Here is a 17,230-nt window from a genome sequence, read left to right as displayed (position 1 = left end):
GCTCCGGAAATCCCGAACGGTTTCTGAAAATTTTCCGATGTTTGGGTGAGGCGGCCTTGGAATGGCGCAGGGAAGACGCCGATGCGCGGACGCTCAAACCGTCCAGAAATAGCGCACCAGATGGAAGAAGATCGGCGCGGCGAAGACCAGGCTGTCGGTGCGGTCGAGCATGCCGCCATGGCCCTCGATCAGATGCCCCCAATCCTTCACGCCCTGGTCGCGCTTGATTGCGGAAGCGACCAGCCCGCCGAGGAATCCCATCGTGCAGGCGACGAAGGCGACGGCCGAGGCCTGCAATGGCGAGAACGGCGTGATGAAGGCGAGCAGCGCGCCGAGCAGGCTCGAGGCGACGAGCCCGCCGATCAGCCCCTCCCAGGTCTTCGACGGCGAGACCTTTGGCGAGAAGCGGTGCTTTCCGAACAGCTTGCCGAAGATGTACTGCAGCACGTCGCTGCCCTGCACGACGATGATCAGGAAGGCGACGAGCAGCAGGTTGCGGCCCTCGAAGCCGGGCACGTTCAGCGTCAGCAGCGCAGGGACGTGGCTGACGCAATAGACCGCGATCATGATCGCCCATTGCTGCGCCGAGACGCGCTCCAGGAAGCGCTCGGTATCGCCGTGCAGCGCCGTGATCGCCGGCATCAGCAGGAAGCAGTAGACCGGGATGAAGATCACGAACAGCCCGTACCAGGCCGTCCACACCAGCCAGTATTGGACCGGAATGACGATGCCGAACATGCCGAGCAGAACCCAATGGTCGCTGCGGCGGCTGTGCGTCAAGGTCACGAACTCGCGCAGCGCCGCGAACGAGATCAGCGCGAACAGGATGGTCATGCCGTAGCGGCCGAAGAAGAAGGCGACCGTCATCAGCGCCACCATGACCCACCAGGCATTGATGCGCTGGGTGAGGTTGGTCAGCGTCGCGCTGAGCGGCTTCGGCGCCCGCGCCGACAGCACGGCGGCGGTGGCGCTGGCCGTGGTCAGCACCACGAAAAGGCCGATGATCAGGATGCTGATTTCGTGGCGCATCATTCGTCTCGATCAGGACGGGGATTGAGGGCCAGAAGTTCGGCCCGGGCGCGTTCGAGGAAGGCGCGGCGTTCCTCGCCCGGCGCTACCGCCACCGGCGCGCCGAAGACGACGCGGCAAAGCAGCGGCACCGGCAGGAACTGGCCCTTGGGCAACACGCGCGACATGTTCTCGATCCAGCACGGGATCAGCTCCACTTCCGGCCGCGCCATCGACAGATTGTAGAGCCCGGAGCGGAACGGCAGCAGCTCGTCGCTCATGTTGCGCGTGCCTTCCGGGAAGATGATCAGCGAATGACCCCGGTCGAGGACGGAAAGCATGACGGAGATCGGGTTCTCTTCCGGCCTCGTCCATTGCCGGCTGATCAGCACGGAGGACAGCATGTCCTCGGCGATGAAGCGGCGCAGCCGCGACTTTCGCCAATATTCGGCGGCGGCGACCGCATGTGTGGTGGCGCGTTCTCTTTCGCTGAGGCAGGCCGACAAAAGGATGAAATCGCCATGGCTGGTGTGGTTGGCGAAATAGATGCGCTGCCGGTCCGATGGCTGGCAACCGCTCCAGATCGGACGCACGCCGGTCACCGCCCGGGCCAGCGCCGACAGGCCGACCGAGGTCGCCGTCTGCAGCAGGGGGAAGGTCCGGAGCGACAGCCTGTTCATCCCGGCATCCAGAATCCGGCTGTCAGGAACGCGATGACGAAGATCGCGAAGGCGATGCGCTGCCGGGCAAGCAGGCGGCGCGTTCCGGCGATGCGGTCGTCGAGGGGGCGCGGAGACGAGGAGGCGGGCTTGAGCCGCATGCGCGCCAGGACGTCGTCGACAGCGGCGCATCCCGAACGCTCATCGTCATGGCTCGCCATCAGCCGGAACAGCAGCGCGTCGAAGGCGAGAAGCGCCGAAAACCCAAGCACCACGACGGCGCTTGCCGCCGCGACCAGCAGCGCCAGCACCGCGATCGGCGCCTGGAGCGCGCCGCGCGCCGAGGCGACCAAAGGCCAGAAGCCGTCGCAGACGAGCACGATCGCGGCCGGCCACGCGGCGTGCTTGATCAGCATGGCGGCAAAGGCGGCTGTCCGCTGCTGGTAGGTCTCGTCCGTCATGCCGGCTCATCCAGCCCGACGCGAAGATGCACCGGTCGTCCGGACGCGGCGAGCTGCTTGCGCGCGTGGGATGGCGTGTGCGAGCGGCCGGTCGCGACGAGCCATCCGGCGACGACGGTGGCGCTGCGCTGGAAGCCGAGCGCGCAGCAGACCAGCACCGTGCCATGCCGGCGCGCCGGCTCGATCGCGGCCACCGCTTGGTCGAGCGTATCCGCCGGCGGCGGCAGCAGATCGAGCATGCCGAAGCTTTGCCAGCGGCCCGGCGCGTCGCCCGGTCGCTCAAGCTCGGCGGCGAGATCGATCACCGTGCCGAAGCCGTCAGCCTCGGCGGCGTTCGGGAACCGCCCAAGGAAGACGCCGTCGCTGACCGCCACGACCGGCGGCAGCTTGCGCGTCCAGGCCCAGACATTGACCTTGGCGCCCAGACGATAGGGCCAAAGCAGGATGCGGCTTGCCAGCAACACACGGCCATCCGCGGTCTTCTGGAACACTTTCGCGCCGGCGCCGGCATAGGCGAAGGCGACGATGGCCAGCGCCAGCGAAGGCCATAGAAGCAACAAGGCGAGGGCGGAGAAGAAGGCGCCGGCCGCAGCGCCCGTTAGCGCCAGAGCGGCGCCCAGCGCGTAGTATAGCGCAAGCCGCAGTGCCTTGCCGTCGGTAGTCAGGCGGAAACCGGCGAACGGCAGCTCGCCCCGTGCCGGAAAGAGCCACAGGGCGAAGAAGCCGAGCAGCGCGCCGGTCGGGATGTCGATGAAATGATGCTGCCAGGTGGTCAGCACCGAGGCGCCGATCAGAAAGCACCAGCCGTGCCAGAGCCCCAGCAAAGGACCGGCGAGGCGCTGGCGCCAATGATCCCAGATGATCACCAACAGCGCGATATGCAGCGACGGCGCCTGGTTGAACGGCTTGTCGAAGCCGCCGAGCACCGCAAACAGGAAACCCGGCAGGCCGCTCGTTTCCGGCCGCACGAATGTGGCGGTCAGCGGAAACAGGATGAAGCAGGCGACGGCGATGATCTGCGCGGTGAGGTAGCGGCCGGCCAGCCGGTCGACGCCCTGGCGGCTGTCGTTGAGCAGGAGCGACAGTCCGTAGAACAGGTTGATCGACCAGTAGGGCACGATCGTCCAGGCGACGAACGGAACATGGTGTTCCCAGGAGAACACGATGCTGCCGACATGGTCGCGCGTCGAGGCGAGCCAATTGGCGAAGCCGTAGGTCGAATAGAAGAAAGGCGCAAGGCATGCGAGCCACAGCGCTGCGCGCAGGACGACACGCCCATAGGGCTCGGCGCTGGGTGAAAGTGGCGGGGGCTCGGCACTGGAAGGCATGCGGCGGTGGTCCTAAAGCCGCCTTGCCAGCGAGACGGTGAAGATGCCCCATTGGTCGATGCGCTGGTCGAGCTTCTCGAAGCCTGCCGCCTCGACCAGCTGATCCATCTCGCCTTGCGTGCGCCGCCGCATCACCCAGGCCTGGCCGCCGCGATGCGAGGTCAGGCTGCGCGCGATCATTTCGAGCTGCGGGTGCCAGGGCTGGTTGGTGTAAATGAGCAGGCTGCCCGGCTGCATGGCGCGGGCAAGGCCACCGAGCGAGCGCGCAATCAGCGCATTGTCGGAGAAGAGCTCGTAAAGGCCGGAGACGATGGCGAGGTCCGGCGCCGGATCGAGCGCGGCGAGCCCGTCGCCGTCGAAGGCGTCGGCGCGCTGGAACGATACGCTGGCCGGCAATTGCCGCTCGGCGATCAGCTTGCGGCCGCGCTCGACATTGAGGTCGGAATAGTCGCGCAGCCGAACGCTGGTCGGTTGCTCCCGGCTCATGTCGATCGCATCGAGGACGTAGCGACCGTGACCAGACGCAATGTCCAGGATGTTGGTCGGCCGCCCAGCGGCCTTCAGCATTGCCAGCGCCGAGCCGATCAGCTCTTCGATGTGAAGCTTGCGCTGGCGGATGCCGCGCCAGCCGATGGCGTCGAGGAAGGTCCGGTCGACCATGCGGCCGATCGGCCCCAGGCCGCGCGGCTCGTTCTCATAGACATAGTCGAGCGTCGAACCGGAATCGAAGCCGGTGGTGACGCCGACCTTCATGCCTTGCGAGAACCAGCTGCCGATGCGGATGAAGGCGCGGCTCATCGCCCAGTAGAGGCCCCTGGGCGAAAGCAGATCGAGCGGCGAGGCGAGGCGGTCGGCCTCGTCGCGCGTGTAGCCGGCGATGTCCGCCTGCTTCAGGTCGACAGCTTCCGCGGGTGCCGCGAACTGCGCTTCAAGGAACGGCCGGATCAGGTCGAGCGCCTTGGCGCGGTCGCGCTCGCCCAGCGTATCGTGGAAGAAGCCCGGCAGCACGTGGCGCTCCTTCGCGCGGCTGCCGAGATTGACGAAGAACTCGTGCTGCGGCGCGTGCCGCACCACCCAGTCGCTGCCCGACAGAAGAAGCTGCGTCGGCACGGTGATGGCGCGCGCATCGGCAACGATGCGCGCCGCGTGCTGATAGAGCTCGACCAGAATGTTCGAGGCGATCGGCCTTGTGATCAGCTTGTCGTTTTCGAAGGAAGCGATGCGCACAGGGTCATGAGTGAGAAGGTTCGCCTTGACGTAGGAATTGACGAAGAAGCGCCCCTTGATCTTTTGCCACAGCGCGATGCCTTCCTTGGCGAAAGGGACATAGAGTTTCACCGAGAAGGCGGGCGAGGCGAGCACCATGGCGCGCAGCTTGGGCGCATAGTCGTGCACCCACGCGGCCGCCAGCACCGCGCCGAAGGACTGCGCGATCAACGCGATGTCCTGCGCGGCAAAACCGTCCCTGGCGGCGATCTCGCGCATGAAACAGTCGATATCGCGCACCAGCGCGGCGAAAGACGGAGCGTAGCCGCGCTCGCCGGCGGAGCGGCCGTTGCCGCGCGCATCCCAGGCATAGAAGGCGTAGTCGGGCAGGCTGAGTTCGTCGACGAGATGCGCCATGCGGCCGCCATGCTCGTGCCCGCGATGGAAGAGCACGACCGCGCCCTTGGTCGTGGCCTGCATCGCCGGCCAGTAGCGGTAAAAGATCTGCGTGCCGTCATGGCTGCGGAAGGTGCGTTCCTGCGCCTGCCGCGCAAGTCCGTCCGCCGGCGCGCTGGCGACCTGTTCGTGAAGCATGGTGGTTCCCCCGGACGGCATGGCGAGTCTCGGTGCTCAGCCGGTGCTGCCAATAAGACCGGCGCGTATCCGGTTTATGGCGGTCAGCAGCGAAAGCGTAGCCATGGCCGGAAACACAAACGGCGCGATTGCCTCCGGCCAGAGCCCGGCCGCGGCGAGCACGGCGACCACGCCGAGCGCCAGCGCCCTGTCGCTCTTGCCGAACGGCCCGGCATAGTTTCGCCCGATCCCGGCGGCGATGCCGAGCACGCCGGCGAACTCGGTGAGCGCCGCGGCGATGGCAAAGGCGACGACGCCCCAGGCGCCGAATTGGGAGAGGGCGGCAAACGGCAGGATCAGCGCAAGGTCGGAGACGACATCGCAGATCTCGTTGAGGTACATGCCGAGCGTCGAAGCCTGGCCATGTTCCCGTGCCAGCATGCCGTCAATGGCGTTGAGCGCCATGCGCAGGAAAAGCACCAGGGGGATGAGGAAGAGCAGCGGGCTCCAATCGGGGAGGATCGCGATCGCCGATCCAGCCGCGATGGACAGCAGCGCAGCCGCGATCGTTATGCCGTTGGCGGTCATGCCCGATGCAGCCAACCTGTTGACCAGCGGCCGCAACCTGTCCTGGAAAGCCGGCTTCAGCGCATAGAGCGTCGGCATTGCGATGATCCCCCGATCCTCGCCGCCAGATGTATCACAAACATGCCGAACGGCACCAGCACAGCTGCTAAAACACATTGGATGCCAGGCGGTTGGCACTGTGCCATGCACCCATTGCCTGAAGACGACGCCGGAGCCGGCGCTCTGTGGCGCTCTCATGCCCGCCTTGGCGAGCTTCGACCATGCAGCCCTGGCATGGCCGCATGCGGTTGCCGGCTCCTGGAACAACGCATGCCACTTGAATAGTAAGCACGCTTATTATATATGCCGCTCATGGTTTCAGACGGCATCGACAGATTGGGATTTTTGATCCACGACGTGCAGCGCCTCATGCGCAAGCGCTTCGAGGCGCGCGCCAGCGGGTTGGGCCTTTCCTCGGCGCAATGGCGGCTTCTCGTCCGCGTCGCCAAGGAGGCCGGTGTCGCGCAGGCGCGGCTTGCCGAGCTGCTCGAGATCGAGCCGATCAGCGTCTCTCGCCTCGTCGACCGGATGGAGGAGGGCGGCTGGATCGAGCGTCGCGCCGACGCGGCCGACCGGCGTGTGCGCATGATCTTCCCGACCGAAAAGGCCAACGCAGCCTACGCCGATGTCAAAAGCCTTGCCGGCGAGGTCTATGAGGAATCGCTCATCGGCGTGTCGCCGGAAGACCGTCGCATCCTGATCCAGGTGCTTGACACCATCGTGCAGAATTTGACGGACGGCGAGACGTCGTCCCTCGAAAAGATCAAGAATTCGGAAGGGCGGGCAGCATGAACGCGGCAGCCAAGAAAGCAGACGACAACGTCACCAAGCTCGAGATGGAAGCGCCGACGAAGCCGGACGCTGCGCCAGTCTCCGCGGCAGCGGAGCCGCAGCCCGCACCGGCAGCACCGAGGAAGAAGCGCCGCACCGGCCGTTTCCTTTTGATGGTCGCCCTGCCGCTGGCGTTGCTCGCCGGCGGCGCCTATGTTTGGGTCACCGGCGGTCGCTACCAGGAGACCGAGAACGCCAACCTGCAGCAGGCCCGGATTTCGATCGCCTCCGACACGGCCGGCCGCATCGTCCAGGTCGGCATTGCCGACAACCAGACGGTCAAGGCGGGCGACCTTCTCTTCGTCATCGATCCCGAGCCTTACAAGATCGCGCTGGCCCAGGCCGACGCGGCTGTCGCCGCCGCGCGGCTCAATGTCGAGCAGCTGCGCGCCGCCTACAGCCAGGCGATGGCGCAGCAGAAGTCGGCCAAGAGCGAGGTCGACTATGCGCAGTCGCAATATGACCGCGCCGCCGATCTCGCTGAGAAGGGCATCAATGCCAAGTCGTCGCTGGACGAGGCCCGCAACGACCTCGACAAGGCCAAGCAGCAGCTTGCGGTCGCCGAGCAGGGCATCATCAGCGCCAAGGCGGCGCTTGGCGGCAACCCCGACATCGAGACCGACAAGCATCCGAGCGTGATGTCGGCGCTCGCCGCGCGCGACAAGGCCGCCTACAACCTCTCGCAGACCACGGTGAAGGCGCCATCGGACGGCATCGTCTACCAGGCCTCGTCCTTCAAGATCGGCCAGTATGTCTCCGTCGGCACGCCGCTGTTCGCGCTGGTCGAGACGGATGACACCTGGATCGACGCCAATTTCAAGGAAACCCAGCTGACCCATATGAAGCCGGGCCAGAAGGCCGAGATCGTAGTCGACACCTATCCGGGCCGGACCTTCGAGGCGACCGTCAAGGCGATCGGCGCCGGCACCGGCGCCGAGTTCTCGCTGTTGCCCGCCCAGAACGCCACCGGCAACTGGGTCAAGGTCACCCAGCGCATTCCCGTGCGCCTGGAACTGACCGACCCCGACGCCAAGATGGCGCTGCGCACCGGCATGAGCGCGACGGTCACCGTCGATACCGGCGTCGCGCGTGGCCTGCCGTCGATCTTCGGTCACGCCACGGCCGGCGAGCACGCGCAATAACGCAAGGTGAAGCCCGCGGGCATGAGCGGCCGCAAGGGAATGCTCTGAAGGGATGGAGGGAAAGCCAAGCGTTTGAGGCGAGCCGCGTCGCGGCTTTGATCGAAGTTGAAGCTTTCGACACCGACCTGTCGGTCCTCAGGTTTCCGGGCGGCAGGTATCCGCTCCAACAGAGACTTCCGGTCGATGTAACCCCCACATCGGTCCTCGCGTCCCACCGCGACGAGGGTCTCAAAGGAAGGCCTCGCCGCCCGGAAACCCAATGTACCCGTTTTTGTTACCTGCTGGAAGTTCAGCACCATGAGCACGCCCGAACCCTTCAAGGAAGTACCGCACCGCGGCCTGATCACGGTCGCGCTGATGCTGGCGACGGTCATGCAGGCGCTCGACACCACGATCGCCAATGTCGCGCTGCCGACCATGACCGGCGACCTCGGCGCCTCGCCCGACAACATCAACTGGGTGCTGACCTCCTATATCGTCGCCGCCGCCATCATGACGCCGGTCACCGGCTGGCTCGCCGACCGCCTCGGCCGCAAGGAGCTGTTCCTGGCCTCCGTCGTCGGCTTCACCATCTTCTCCATGCTTTGCGGCATGGCGTGGAGCCTCGAGACGATGGTGCTCTTCCGCCTGCTGCAGGGTGTGTTCGGAGCGGCGATCGTGCCGCTGTCGCAGACCTTCCTGCTCGATATCAATCCCCGCGAACGCCATGGCCAGGCCATGGCCATTTGGGGCGCCGGCATCATGCTGGGACCGATCCTCGGCCCGACGCTCGGCGGCTGGCTGACCGAGAATTTCAACTGGCGCTGGGTGTTCTTCATCAACCTGCCGGTCGGCATCCTCGCCTTCATCGGCATGGCCGCCTATCTGCCTGTCGTCGCCAAGCGCGTGCGCAGCTTCGATTTCTTCGGCTTCGCCATGATCTCGCTCGGCGTCGGCGCGCTGCAGCTGATGCTCGACCGCGGCGGCGAGGTCGACTGGTTCTCCTCGACAGAGATCTGGATCGAGCTTGCGCTGTCGATCACCGGCTTCTGGGTGTTCATCATCCACACGGTGACGTCCGAACGTCCCTTCATCGATCCAAAGATATTCCTCGACCGCAATTTCGTGACCGGGCTCGGCTTCATCTTCGTCATGGGCGTGCTGATCCTGGCTTCGATGTCGCTGCTGCCGCCGATGCTTGCCAACATCTTCGGCTACCCGACCGTCACCATCGGCGTGGTGCTCGGCCCGCGCGGTATCGGCACGATGATTTCGATGCTGTTCGTCGGCCGCATCATGCACAGGATCGACGCGCGTATTCTGGTCGCGATCGGCTTCCTGCTCACCGCGCAGTCGCTCTACACCATGGCGAGCTTCACGCCGCAGATGGACAACTGGCTGATCATCTCTTCGGGCGTCATCCAGGGTCTCGGCATGGGCATGGTGTTCGTGCCGCTCTCGGCCGTCGCCTTCGCCACGCTCGACGCGCGCTACCGCACCGACGCCACCTCGCTGTTCAGCCTTGTGCGCAATCTCGGCTCGTCGATCGGCGTGTCGGTGGTTGCGGCGCTGATGGTGCAGAACACGCAGGTCAACCACAGCGAGCTCGGGGCCTTCATCAACCCCTACAACCCCAACCTATGGGCAGCCTCGCCCGCGGCGGCGAGCGGTGATCCCATGGCCCTTTCGCAGGTCGACAGGCTGGTCAACGTTCAGGCGATGATGATCTCCTACATCAACGACTTCAAACTCCTGATGGTGATGACGCTGCTTGCCGTTCCGTTCGTCATCCTGCTGCGCAAGCCGAAGGCCGCGCCCGCGGGCGGCGCGCCGGCCGCGCATATGGATTGATGTTTTGGTGGCGGTCTCCGTGCCAGTCCCAATCACGCTGACATTGCGGCCATAAATGCAGCTCGGTTATGTCCGCCGAATTGATCGCTAAGCGGGCGGCGGCGAACGCAACTGGTTGTCGCTGAGTGTGCAATCGCTACATGCATTGCGGTCCGCAGAGGAGCGTTCCGCTCCTGGTGAAGCCGCTCTGAGGCCACGCCAACGATCGCCCGGCGACGCGCGCCGGCTGGTCAGAATGGATAGCCGCCGGGGTAACGTCCGGCCTGCGGATCAGTGTCCCTGGATGCAAAGAGCACGCGGGCTTTTCCGGAGGCGGCGCTTCAGTTTAACGGCCCAGCACCAGTGCCCAGTAGCGCAGGCTGGGATCGCGGCCGTCGCGCACGTAAGCCAACCCGAAGCGGCTGAAGTCCGGGTCGAGCATGTTGCGCCGGTGGCCGTCCGAATGCATCCAGATGTCGAACAGCTTTTGCAGGTCGAAACGTCCCTCGGCGATGTTTTCGCCCGCGGCGCCACGCACGCCGTTGCCCTTCATGCGCGAGGCGAAATCCTTGCCCCAGCCGGTCGTGTGGCTCATGCGGGCGCGCGACGCCATATAGCCGGCCTGCTGCAGCGCCGCCTGCTCGAGCTGTGCGTCCGGAATGAGCGCCGGCAGTCCGGCCGATGTGCGGATAGTGCTCAACGTGCCTGTGGCGGAAGACGACACGCCGGCGGCTTCGCCGGTCGGCAGCTGGACGCTGGTGCAGGCGGCAATGCCGCCGAGCGCCGCAAGGCCGACGGTCTTGAGCAATGTGCGTCTGTCGAGATGGGGGGAATCGGTGGTCAGGCTGGTCATCCGGCCTCTGATACCAGCGATCGTGGCTTTTGCCGGGCAGCCGATGAAAATCGCGTTATGCGGCGACATCCTCCGGGAGATCGGTTATCATCCCGGCGTTCTAGAAGTGGCAGCCACGGGCGGGCCACCCAGGCGGTGACCGCCCCCCGAGCGATACGGAGGACGGTTATGGCTGGTTTTCATGTCATGGCGGACGCGCAAGGGCTGCGTGTGCAGCCCACGGTGCGCCACATCACCACGTCGGATCTATGGGACGCGCTAAGGCTCGGCGCCGAGGATTTCTGGGCCAAGCCTTCGCACTACGTGTTCCTGTGCCTGATCTATCCGGTCGTCGGCCTGATCCTGACGCGGTGGACCTCCGGCTCGAGTGCAATCCAGCTCGTCTATCCGCTGATGTCGGGCTTCGCGTTGATCGGCCCCTTTGCGGCGATCGGCCTCTACGAGATCAGCCGCCGGCGCGAGCTCGGCATGAGCAGCCGCTGGCACCATGCGCTCGACGTGCGCCGTTCGCCGGCGCTGCCCTCGATCGCGGCGATCGGCGTCCTGCTTTTCGCGCTCTTCCTTCTGTGGCTGTTCACCGCGCAGTCGATCTACACCAGCCTGTTCGGCGCCGAGCCGCCGGCCTCCGTCGGAACCTTCCTGAGCGACGTGCTGACGACCGGCAAGGGCTGGACGCTGATCCTGCTCGGCAACGCTGCCGGCCTCGTCTTCGCGATCGTGGTGCTCGCCACCACCGTGATTGCCTTCCCGCTGCTGCTCGACCGCGATGTCGGCGCCGTCTCGGCGATCGAGACTTCGGCGCGCGCCGTAATAGTCAACCCGCTGCAGATGGCGCTCTGGGGCCTGACGGTCGCGGTGCTGCTGGTGATCGGCTCGATCCCGCTGTTTGCCGGCCTTGCCGTCGTCATGCCGGTCCTCGGCCACGCGACCTGGCATCTCTATCGCAAGGTAGTGGAGCCGCAGGATATCCGGCCCATCCGCCGGCCGATGTAGGCCGCGCCGGCTCGAACAAAGCAGACGTCCCGAAGCGGTTTACCGAGCCTGGTTCATGAAGATGTTCTTGAGGTCGCTCAAGGGGGCGGCTTTCGTGGCCGGGCTTTGGGTTGTCGGCTGCATTGATACTACGCGTGCCAACGCTGACGAGTTGGTGCATTTTGAAAGCGCGGCCGTGAAGCCGACGCCGTTTCAGGAGCGCATTGCGCAACAAAACGGGCGAGCGCTCCAGGCCATTCCTGGCACGCCATTGAATGGGTATCTGACGCGACCGCCGGGTGAGGGGCCGTTCCCGGCGGTCGTCGTTCTCCATGGATGTTCGGGCCTATTCCCAACTGTAGAGAAAACCTGGTCGCAGCGGCTGTCTTCCTGGGGTTACGTCGTACTCGTTGTCGACAGCTTCAGCACGCGCGGTATTCGCGAGACGTGTGATCACGGCCTGCTCACCGATGGCAGCCTGTTTGCTGATCGCGTTTATGACGCCTACGGCGCTTTGGAGTTCCTGTCCAAATTGAGTTTCGTCGACCCGCAGCGCACAGCGTTGATGGGGTTCTCCGCCGGTGGGATCGCAACGCTCGAGGCCGTGCAACTTGGCGGCGCCGAGCGGCTGATGGATCGCAAGTTCAAGGCGGCTGTCGCTTACTATCCGAATTGTTCGGCTACGAATGGCGACGTGGCGGTCCCGACATTGATCCTGATCGGCGAGCTCGACGATTGGACCCCCGCCAAAAATTGCCGGGAAATGATGGCGCAGCGCAGCGGCAAGGGCAGCGCCGTGCAGCTTGATGTCTTCAAGGGCGCTCGCCACGCCTTTGCCTCCCCGTCATTCAAGACGGGCACCGAGCAGTATGGCCACCGGGTGGAGTACAACGCAGCTGCGGCCGAAAAATCGGCAAGCGACGTCCACACGTTTTTGAAGCAGGCCTTCAGCGGATAACAGCCATAGCCCTGATCATCCGATCTCAGCGCTGCGCCTCGGTCGCCATCTTCAAAGCCAGCGCCGTCAGCACCGTGCCCATCATCCAGCGCTGGACGACCAGCCAGAACGGCCGTCCGGCGAGGAAGGTGGCGATCGAGCCCGCTGTCACCGCGATGATGGCGTTGACGGTCAGGCTGATCGAGATCTGCGTCACGCCGAGCACCAGAAGCTGCGACAGCACATGGCCCTTGGCCGGGTTGATGAACTGCGGCAAGAGCGACAGATAGAGCACCGCCACCTTCGGATTGAGCAGGTTGGTCATCAGCCCCATGACGAACAGCTTGCGCGGCCTGTCCTTCGGCAGCTCGCGCACCTGGAATGGCGAGCGGCCGCCGGGCCTTAGCGCCTGCCAGGCGAGCCACAGCAGGTAGAGCGCGCCGGCAAAGCGCAGCGCGTCATAGGCATAAGGCACGGCGAAGATCAGCGCGGTGATGCCAAAGGCCGCGGACACCACATAGAACAGGAAGCCCAGCGCCACGCCGCCCAGCGAGATCAGCCCGGCCCTCGGCCCTTGCGACAACGAGCGCGAGATCAGATAGATCATGTTCGGGCCGGGTGTGAGCACCATGCCGAGGCAGATCAGCGCGAAGGTCAGATGGTTGGCGGCGTCGGGCATGGCTTGATCTCCAGCACCTGCGGCAGAGAAGGTCCGATGCCGGCGGGTACGGACATGTGCCTTGTGCCGCGCACGAGCGCAAGGGACTTGCCGGCGCCGTTCGTTGCGCCAGGTCGGGCAGTGCCGCGGGCTTTGGTAGCCTCTCTACTCACCGACGATCGAGGCTGCCGGACGAGGCGAGGTTATAGGATCGGCATGACGAAGGACGATCTTCCACGCGCCTTTCTCCCGCCGAAATATAGTGGTGGTTCGAAGTGCGATCGGAATCAGCTTGTCGCTGCCGCCGACCTTGGATCGGACCCGCTCGATCTCGATGATGTAACCCAAGTCGGTCGTTGCGTACTCGGAAATTCGGTCGAAGCCGATAACCTCTCCGTCTCGGTAGTTGGTAGCGGCACGGTCCATCGTTTCGGCAGCCTTCTTCCATCCTTTTGCCGGCGGGCCGAATGGATTGGCGATGACGACGTCATCCCGTTGTGAGAAGAGACTTTTCAATGGTTCGGGATTGCCCTTGACGAAGGCATCCAAGGCTAAATGATCCTGCTCGATGAGTTTCGCGAGGTCTGACAGCATCTCAGCATCCTCCGATGAAGGGGAAAGAGAATACTATCTGAAATCAAGCCCCTGATCCTGCCTTTTCGCTTCTTGGCGCGCCGGCGTCAGTTTATGTCCCTTACCCCACCACGCGCAAATTCGATAGCTCGTTCGCAATCTCCTTGAAATTGTCGGACAGCGTCGCGCCGGTTGCATTCCAGAAAAGCTTGGCGGGCTTGCTGGGGTCGGCGGGATCCTTGCGGAAGCGGGAGTCGGATGAGCAGGTCTTCAGGGCGTCCATCGCCTGCTTGTCGCCGGCGTCGGTCGCGGACATGTCGAGCGCAACCGTCATCACCATGATGTTGGCCGCCTTGGCATGGTCGCAGAGCTTGGCCATCTGCTCGTTGAGCGCGTTGGTGTAGTTACCCGAGGAATAGTTGAACTGGCCGATGTCGCTGGAGGTGCCGCCGAACAGGCGGGTGACCGAGGTGCCTTTGTAGCCGACGCCGGTATAGCCGTAGGCCGCATAGGTCGATTTGTTGCCGGCCGGATCGGAGTTCACCGTCGAATAGGTGTTCTCGCCGTCGGTAAGCACGATGACGACCTTGTCGTTGCCGCGTTCGGTCTCCGGCCGCCCTTCGGTGAACGGCGCCCCGCTGGAAACGGTGCGCCAGCCCCAGGCCATGCCTTCCGGCACGTTGGTGTTGCCGTTGGGCTGCATCAGGTCGACAGCCGCCTTGATGGCCGCCAGCCCGTCCGCAGTGGTGACGTCGGTGAGCGGCGTGACCGGCGTCGTGGTGCAGCTATAGTTGGGACCGGCGCCCGTTGCCAGCACCGGCGCATTGATCGGCCGCGGCATGAAATATTTGGCCATGTTGGATTGGCGCGTCTTGCCGGTGGTGCTCGACGGATCGTCGTTCCACCAGCTGTTGGCGGCGCCGTAGGTCGCGGGGTTCGGCTCGTCGGGATCCTGCGTCACCTTCCAGTGGTTGCCGGGTTCGTCGGGCGCGAACATCGGCACGAACATGGTCGCCGGGTCGCCGACCCCGATGCCGGTGTTGTTCGGCCCGCCGGACGCAGGCGTATCGTCGACATTGTAAGGGTAGGGACGCACTTCGACGCAGCCCTGCCAGCTCGCGAACGGGCCGTAGGTGTCATTGTAGTCGTATTCGTTGTGGCTTCGCTTGCAGGTGTTGTTGGACCGGTATTCGTCGCAGACGACGCGCTTGCTGCCGACGATGCGCTCGTGGCTGGTGACCACCTTCATGTCGCGATAGAGCGAAAAGCGGGTCAGTGCCTGGCCTTCCTCGGTTCCCCAGCCGGTGCCGTTCTTGTACCAGATGCCGTTGATCTTCTGGGCGTTCTTGTCGGCGGCGTTGAGTGTCGACCAGTCGAAATTCTCGTTGGCGATCGGCGACAGCCCGTAGACATCCATCCAGGAGGCGTTGTCGTTGTCCGGCCCGACATTGACCGAAGCCGCGAAGGGCACCAGGCTGAACTGGACCGGCTTGTCGATCTGCTTGATCTGCGCCGCCTGCTGCGCAAGCGTGTCGACCAACTGCTTGGCGGCCTGTTTGAGCAGGTCGATGCGCTTCTGCCCCGTGCCGGATCCTTTCGTCGACATCGAGCCCGAATTGTCGAGCACCATCGCCACTTCCAGTGTGTTCTTCAAGCGCACCTGTGACTTCATCTCGAGCTCAACGGGCTTTTTCGCGTCGACTTCGTCGACGCCGACGAGCATTGCCGAAGCCGGATAGAAATAGGGATGGTAGGTAAGCGTGGCGCTCATTGTCAGCAAGCCGCCGCCGGCCTGGCTGGTGGGCAGGGTGATGTTGAGCGCTACGTCCGCGGGGTCGATGGTGTTGAGGTTGGCGTTGAAGAAGTCGACCGCATAGGCCTTGATCTGGTCGTCAGTGGCGCCCTCCGCCAACCGCCTCGCGGCGGCAAAGTTCGCCGCATCGAGCGCATTCAGCACCATCTGCTTTTGGCGGTTGAGTTCGGTGAAATCGACTGCGATTGCCAGGGCGCCCATCAGCGGCACCATGGCGATCGCCGTCACCAGGGCATAATTGCCACGCCGGTCGCGGCAAAAGCGAAGCCAGAATTCGCGCATCTTCGGCAAGCGGCCCTGCATGTGCTTCACTGCGTCATCACCGTCTCGGATGGCCGTTTGTTGAAGGCGCATTTGCCGGTCACGGTGTAGAAGAAGTCGGCATTGGAGACCGGCGCCGGCACCGCGTTGCCACCGTCCTCCCATGCCTGGTAGCTGGTCTCGCCGCAAGGCACGACGCTAAAGATGTCGACCTTCTGCCCGGTCGCGATCTCGGGCATATCGGTCTGGCTGGTGCCGATATAGAGCCGGTTCGAGGTGGTGGCATCATTCGACTGCAGCGTCTGCGGATTGCCCGAGGGCACCTTCATCTGCAGATAAAGCTGGTTCATCTGGCTGACGTCGATGGCGGCGCCAGGGCCATTGGCCGGGTAGGTGGTGGTCGTGCAGGTGGTGTTGAAGTAGATCGTCTTGTTGGTTCTGGTGTCCTTGGTGCTGCCGGGGATCGATCCCGCCACCGGATTGGTGAACGCGGTGGTCGAGCCTGTCGTCGTGCACGCCTGCTGCTGGACCTTCGTCTCTGTGCTTCCATTCACCGTGTAGACGGTAGTGGTTCCATAGCCCTTCGGCTCGCCCACCGTGTAGGTGTTTTTGCCGGATGTGTAGCTGAATTTGTAGTTGCTGTAGGTGTAGTCGATCCTCATCAGACTCTGTGCGTTCGTCTGGCCGAACTGGGTGCCGTAGAGATACATGGTCTTGTTCCAGTAGCCCGACACTTTCGACACCTTGAAATCGGCCTGCACCAGCGCTGGCGTCTTGCGCACCGAGGAGCCGACGCCGATCTGCACGGAATCGATCTTCGCTATTCCCATGAAAGTGGTCGGCATCGGATAGCTTGCTGTGGCGCTGAAGGCCGCCGTGCCGTCGGCGGCGACATCGACGCTCTTCAACGTCACTGTTCCCAGCCCGCTATTGGCCGCATAGGCATCCTGCAACGCCGCCTGGCGGGCTGCCTTCGTGGTCGTGGTGTCCATGGTGGTGATCGATAGGATCGCGGCGTCTAGCGCGCTTTGCATGTTGCTCCTAGTCGTCACCGCCGAGGTGTAGTCGACGGAGAAGCCGATTGCGAGCAGCAGCGACATCATTACCATGACAACGATAGGCATGAGTGAGCCGTCGCCGGAGCGAAGGAATTGCCTGATCGTTCCAGCGGCTCTGCGGGCCGGCGGGGCGTAGTTGCCCCGCTTGTCGCCTATAAATCTGCCGATCATTGCGCTCAGCCCCCGCAAAAGACCCATACCGGTATACGACCATGGTCCTAGTTCGGTGCTACCATGGTCATATATCCTTAAATTTCAGCTTGCTCGAAACGTTCAAGCACGCACCGCCATTTTGACGGCGCGTTAACCCTGCGCTTCCGAGCGGGCGTGCTCGCGGCTCGTCCCGGCGGTGATGGCGAAAGCTGGTGACAGGATGGAGCGCTTCGGTTATGCGGGACCGGCCATGGCGGCCTCCGAACCAAAAAGGATGGCTGTCGCGGCTTTGCCTAGACCAGTCTCAG

16 protein-coding genes are annotated in these 17,230 nt (G+C 64.4%); 5 read left to right on the top strand and 11 right to left on the bottom strand.

Annotated features, from left to right (window positions below):
* Positions 1-93: 93 nt before the first annotated feature.
* From CK224_RS28285 to CK224_RS28260, 6 genes are read right to left on the bottom strand one after another with little or no spacing between them, the layout of a single operon-like run.
* Positions 94-1,029 carry a phosphatidate cytidylyltransferase gene (locus CK224_RS28285; RefSeq protein ID WP_095784069.1) on the bottom strand — a complete coding sequence of 312 codons (936 nt, stop codon included), beginning with the start codon at positions 1,027-1,029 and terminating at the stop codon, positions 94-96.
* The gene (locus CK224_RS28280; RefSeq protein WP_095784068.1) at positions 1,029-1,688 is read right to left on the bottom strand and encodes a lysophospholipid acyltransferase family protein; all 660 of its coding nucleotides are present in this window, start codon (positions 1,686-1,688) and stop codon (positions 1,029-1,031) included. The genes CK224_RS28285 and CK224_RS28280 overlap by 1 nt, the downstream gene beginning before the upstream one ends.
* Entirely contained in the window at positions 1,685-2,128 is a 444-nt protein-coding gene (locus CK224_RS28275; RefSeq protein ID WP_095784067.1) for a hypothetical protein, read from the bottom strand. Before CK224_RS28275 ends, CK224_RS28280 begins: the two co-directional genes overlap by 4 nt.
* Positions 2,125-3,456, bottom strand: coding sequence for a phosphatase PAP2/dual specificity phosphatase family protein (locus tag CK224_RS28270; protein WP_095784066.1), 1,332 nt, complete (start codon positions 3,454-3,456; stop codon positions 2,125-2,127). The genes CK224_RS28275 and CK224_RS28270 overlap by 4 nt, the downstream gene beginning before the upstream one ends.
* A 12-nt stretch (positions 3,457-3,468) precedes the next feature.
* Positions 3,469-5,256, bottom strand: a complete 1,788-nt coding sequence (locus CK224_RS28265) for a bifunctional alpha/beta hydrolase/class I SAM-dependent methyltransferase (RefSeq protein WP_245426286.1) — start codon at positions 5,254-5,256, stop codon at positions 3,469-3,471.
* Between the two features lie 36 nt (positions 5,257-5,292).
* Entirely contained in the window at positions 5,293-5,901 is a 609-nt protein-coding gene (locus CK224_RS28260; protein ID WP_095784064.1) for a CDP-alcohol phosphatidyltransferase family protein, read from the bottom strand.
* Between the two features lie 273 nt (positions 5,902-6,174).
* On the opposite strand from CK224_RS28260, the gene CK224_RS28255 reads away from it, so the two are divergent.
* The 3 genes from CK224_RS28255 to CK224_RS28240 all read left to right on the top strand — a co-directional run bounded on the left by CK224_RS28255 (position 6,175) and on the right by CK224_RS28240 (position 9,665).
* Positions 6,175-6,654: a MarR family transcriptional regulator gene (locus tag CK224_RS28255; RefSeq protein WP_095778406.1), complete on the top strand. Its 480-nt coding sequence runs from the start codon at positions 6,175-6,177 to the stop codon at positions 6,652-6,654.
* Positions 6,651-7,835, top strand: coding sequence for an HlyD family secretion protein (locus CK224_RS28250; RefSeq protein WP_095784063.1), 1,185 nt, complete (start codon positions 6,651-6,653; stop codon positions 7,833-7,835). Before CK224_RS28255 ends, CK224_RS28250 begins: the two co-directional genes overlap by 4 nt.
* A gap of 297 nt (positions 7,836-8,132) precedes the next feature.
* The gene (locus tag CK224_RS28240; protein ID WP_095784061.1) at positions 8,133-9,665 is read left to right on the top strand and encodes a DHA2 family efflux MFS transporter permease subunit; all 1,533 of its coding nucleotides are present in this window, start codon (positions 8,133-8,135) and stop codon (positions 9,663-9,665) included.
* Positions 9,666-9,990: 325 nt separating this feature from the next.
* Here the strand turns inward: CK224_RS28240 and CK224_RS28235 are convergent, their stop codons facing one another.
* A complete protein-coding gene (locus CK224_RS28235) occupies positions 9,991-10,497 on the bottom strand; it encodes a CAP domain-containing protein (RefSeq protein WP_095784129.1) in 507 nt (168 codons plus the stop codon).
* A gap of 168 nt (positions 10,498-10,665) precedes the next feature.
* Between CK224_RS28235 and CK224_RS28230 the strand changes: the two genes are divergently transcribed.
* Both CK224_RS28230 and CK224_RS28225 read left to right on the top strand, forming a co-directional pair.
* Positions 10,666-11,490 carry a DUF2189 domain-containing protein gene (locus tag CK224_RS28230; protein ID WP_095784060.1) on the top strand — a complete coding sequence of 275 codons (825 nt, stop codon included), beginning with the start codon at positions 10,666-10,668 and terminating at the stop codon, positions 11,488-11,490.
* Between the two features lie 55 nt (positions 11,491-11,545).
* Complete coding sequence (locus CK224_RS28225; protein ID WP_245426284.1) at positions 11,546-12,427, top strand: dienelactone hydrolase family protein; 882 nt, start codon at positions 11,546-11,548, stop codon at positions 12,425-12,427.
* 25 nt (positions 12,428-12,452) lie between these two features.
* Here the strand turns inward: CK224_RS28225 and CK224_RS28220 are convergent, their stop codons facing one another.
* The 4 genes from CK224_RS28220 to CK224_RS28205 all read right to left on the bottom strand — a co-directional run bounded on the left by CK224_RS28220 (position 12,453) and on the right by CK224_RS28205 (position 16,835).
* On the bottom strand, positions 12,453-13,085 hold the full coding sequence (locus CK224_RS28220) for a LysE family translocator (protein ID WP_095778371.1): 633 nt from the start codon (positions 13,083-13,085) through the stop codon (positions 12,453-12,455).
* Between the two features lie 144 nt (positions 13,086-13,229).
* Positions 13,230-13,658, bottom strand: a complete 429-nt coding sequence (locus CK224_RS28215; protein WP_095784059.1) for a DUF4440 domain-containing protein — start codon at positions 13,656-13,658, stop codon at positions 13,230-13,232.
* A 100-nt stretch (positions 13,659-13,758) separates the two neighbouring features.
* Positions 13,759-15,732 (bottom strand): pilus assembly protein, encoded by a 1,974-nt coding sequence (locus CK224_RS28210; protein ID WP_176478045.1) that lies wholly within the window; start codon positions 15,730-15,732, stop codon positions 13,759-13,761.
* Between the two features lie 26 nt (positions 15,733-15,758).
* Entirely contained in the window at positions 15,759-16,835 is a 1,077-nt protein-coding gene (locus tag CK224_RS28205; RefSeq protein ID WP_245426282.1) for a pilus assembly protein TadG-related protein, read from the bottom strand.
* Positions 16,836-17,230: the final 395 nt, after the last annotated feature.

The organism is Mesorhizobium sp. WSM3862 (genome assembly GCF_002294985.1).
In the GTDB taxonomy this organism is placed as follows: domain Bacteria; phylum Pseudomonadota; class Alphaproteobacteria; order Rhizobiales; family Rhizobiaceae; genus Mesorhizobium.
Note: the sequence above shows the minus strand (reverse complement) of the source record. Positions and strands in the feature narration are given on the sequence as shown.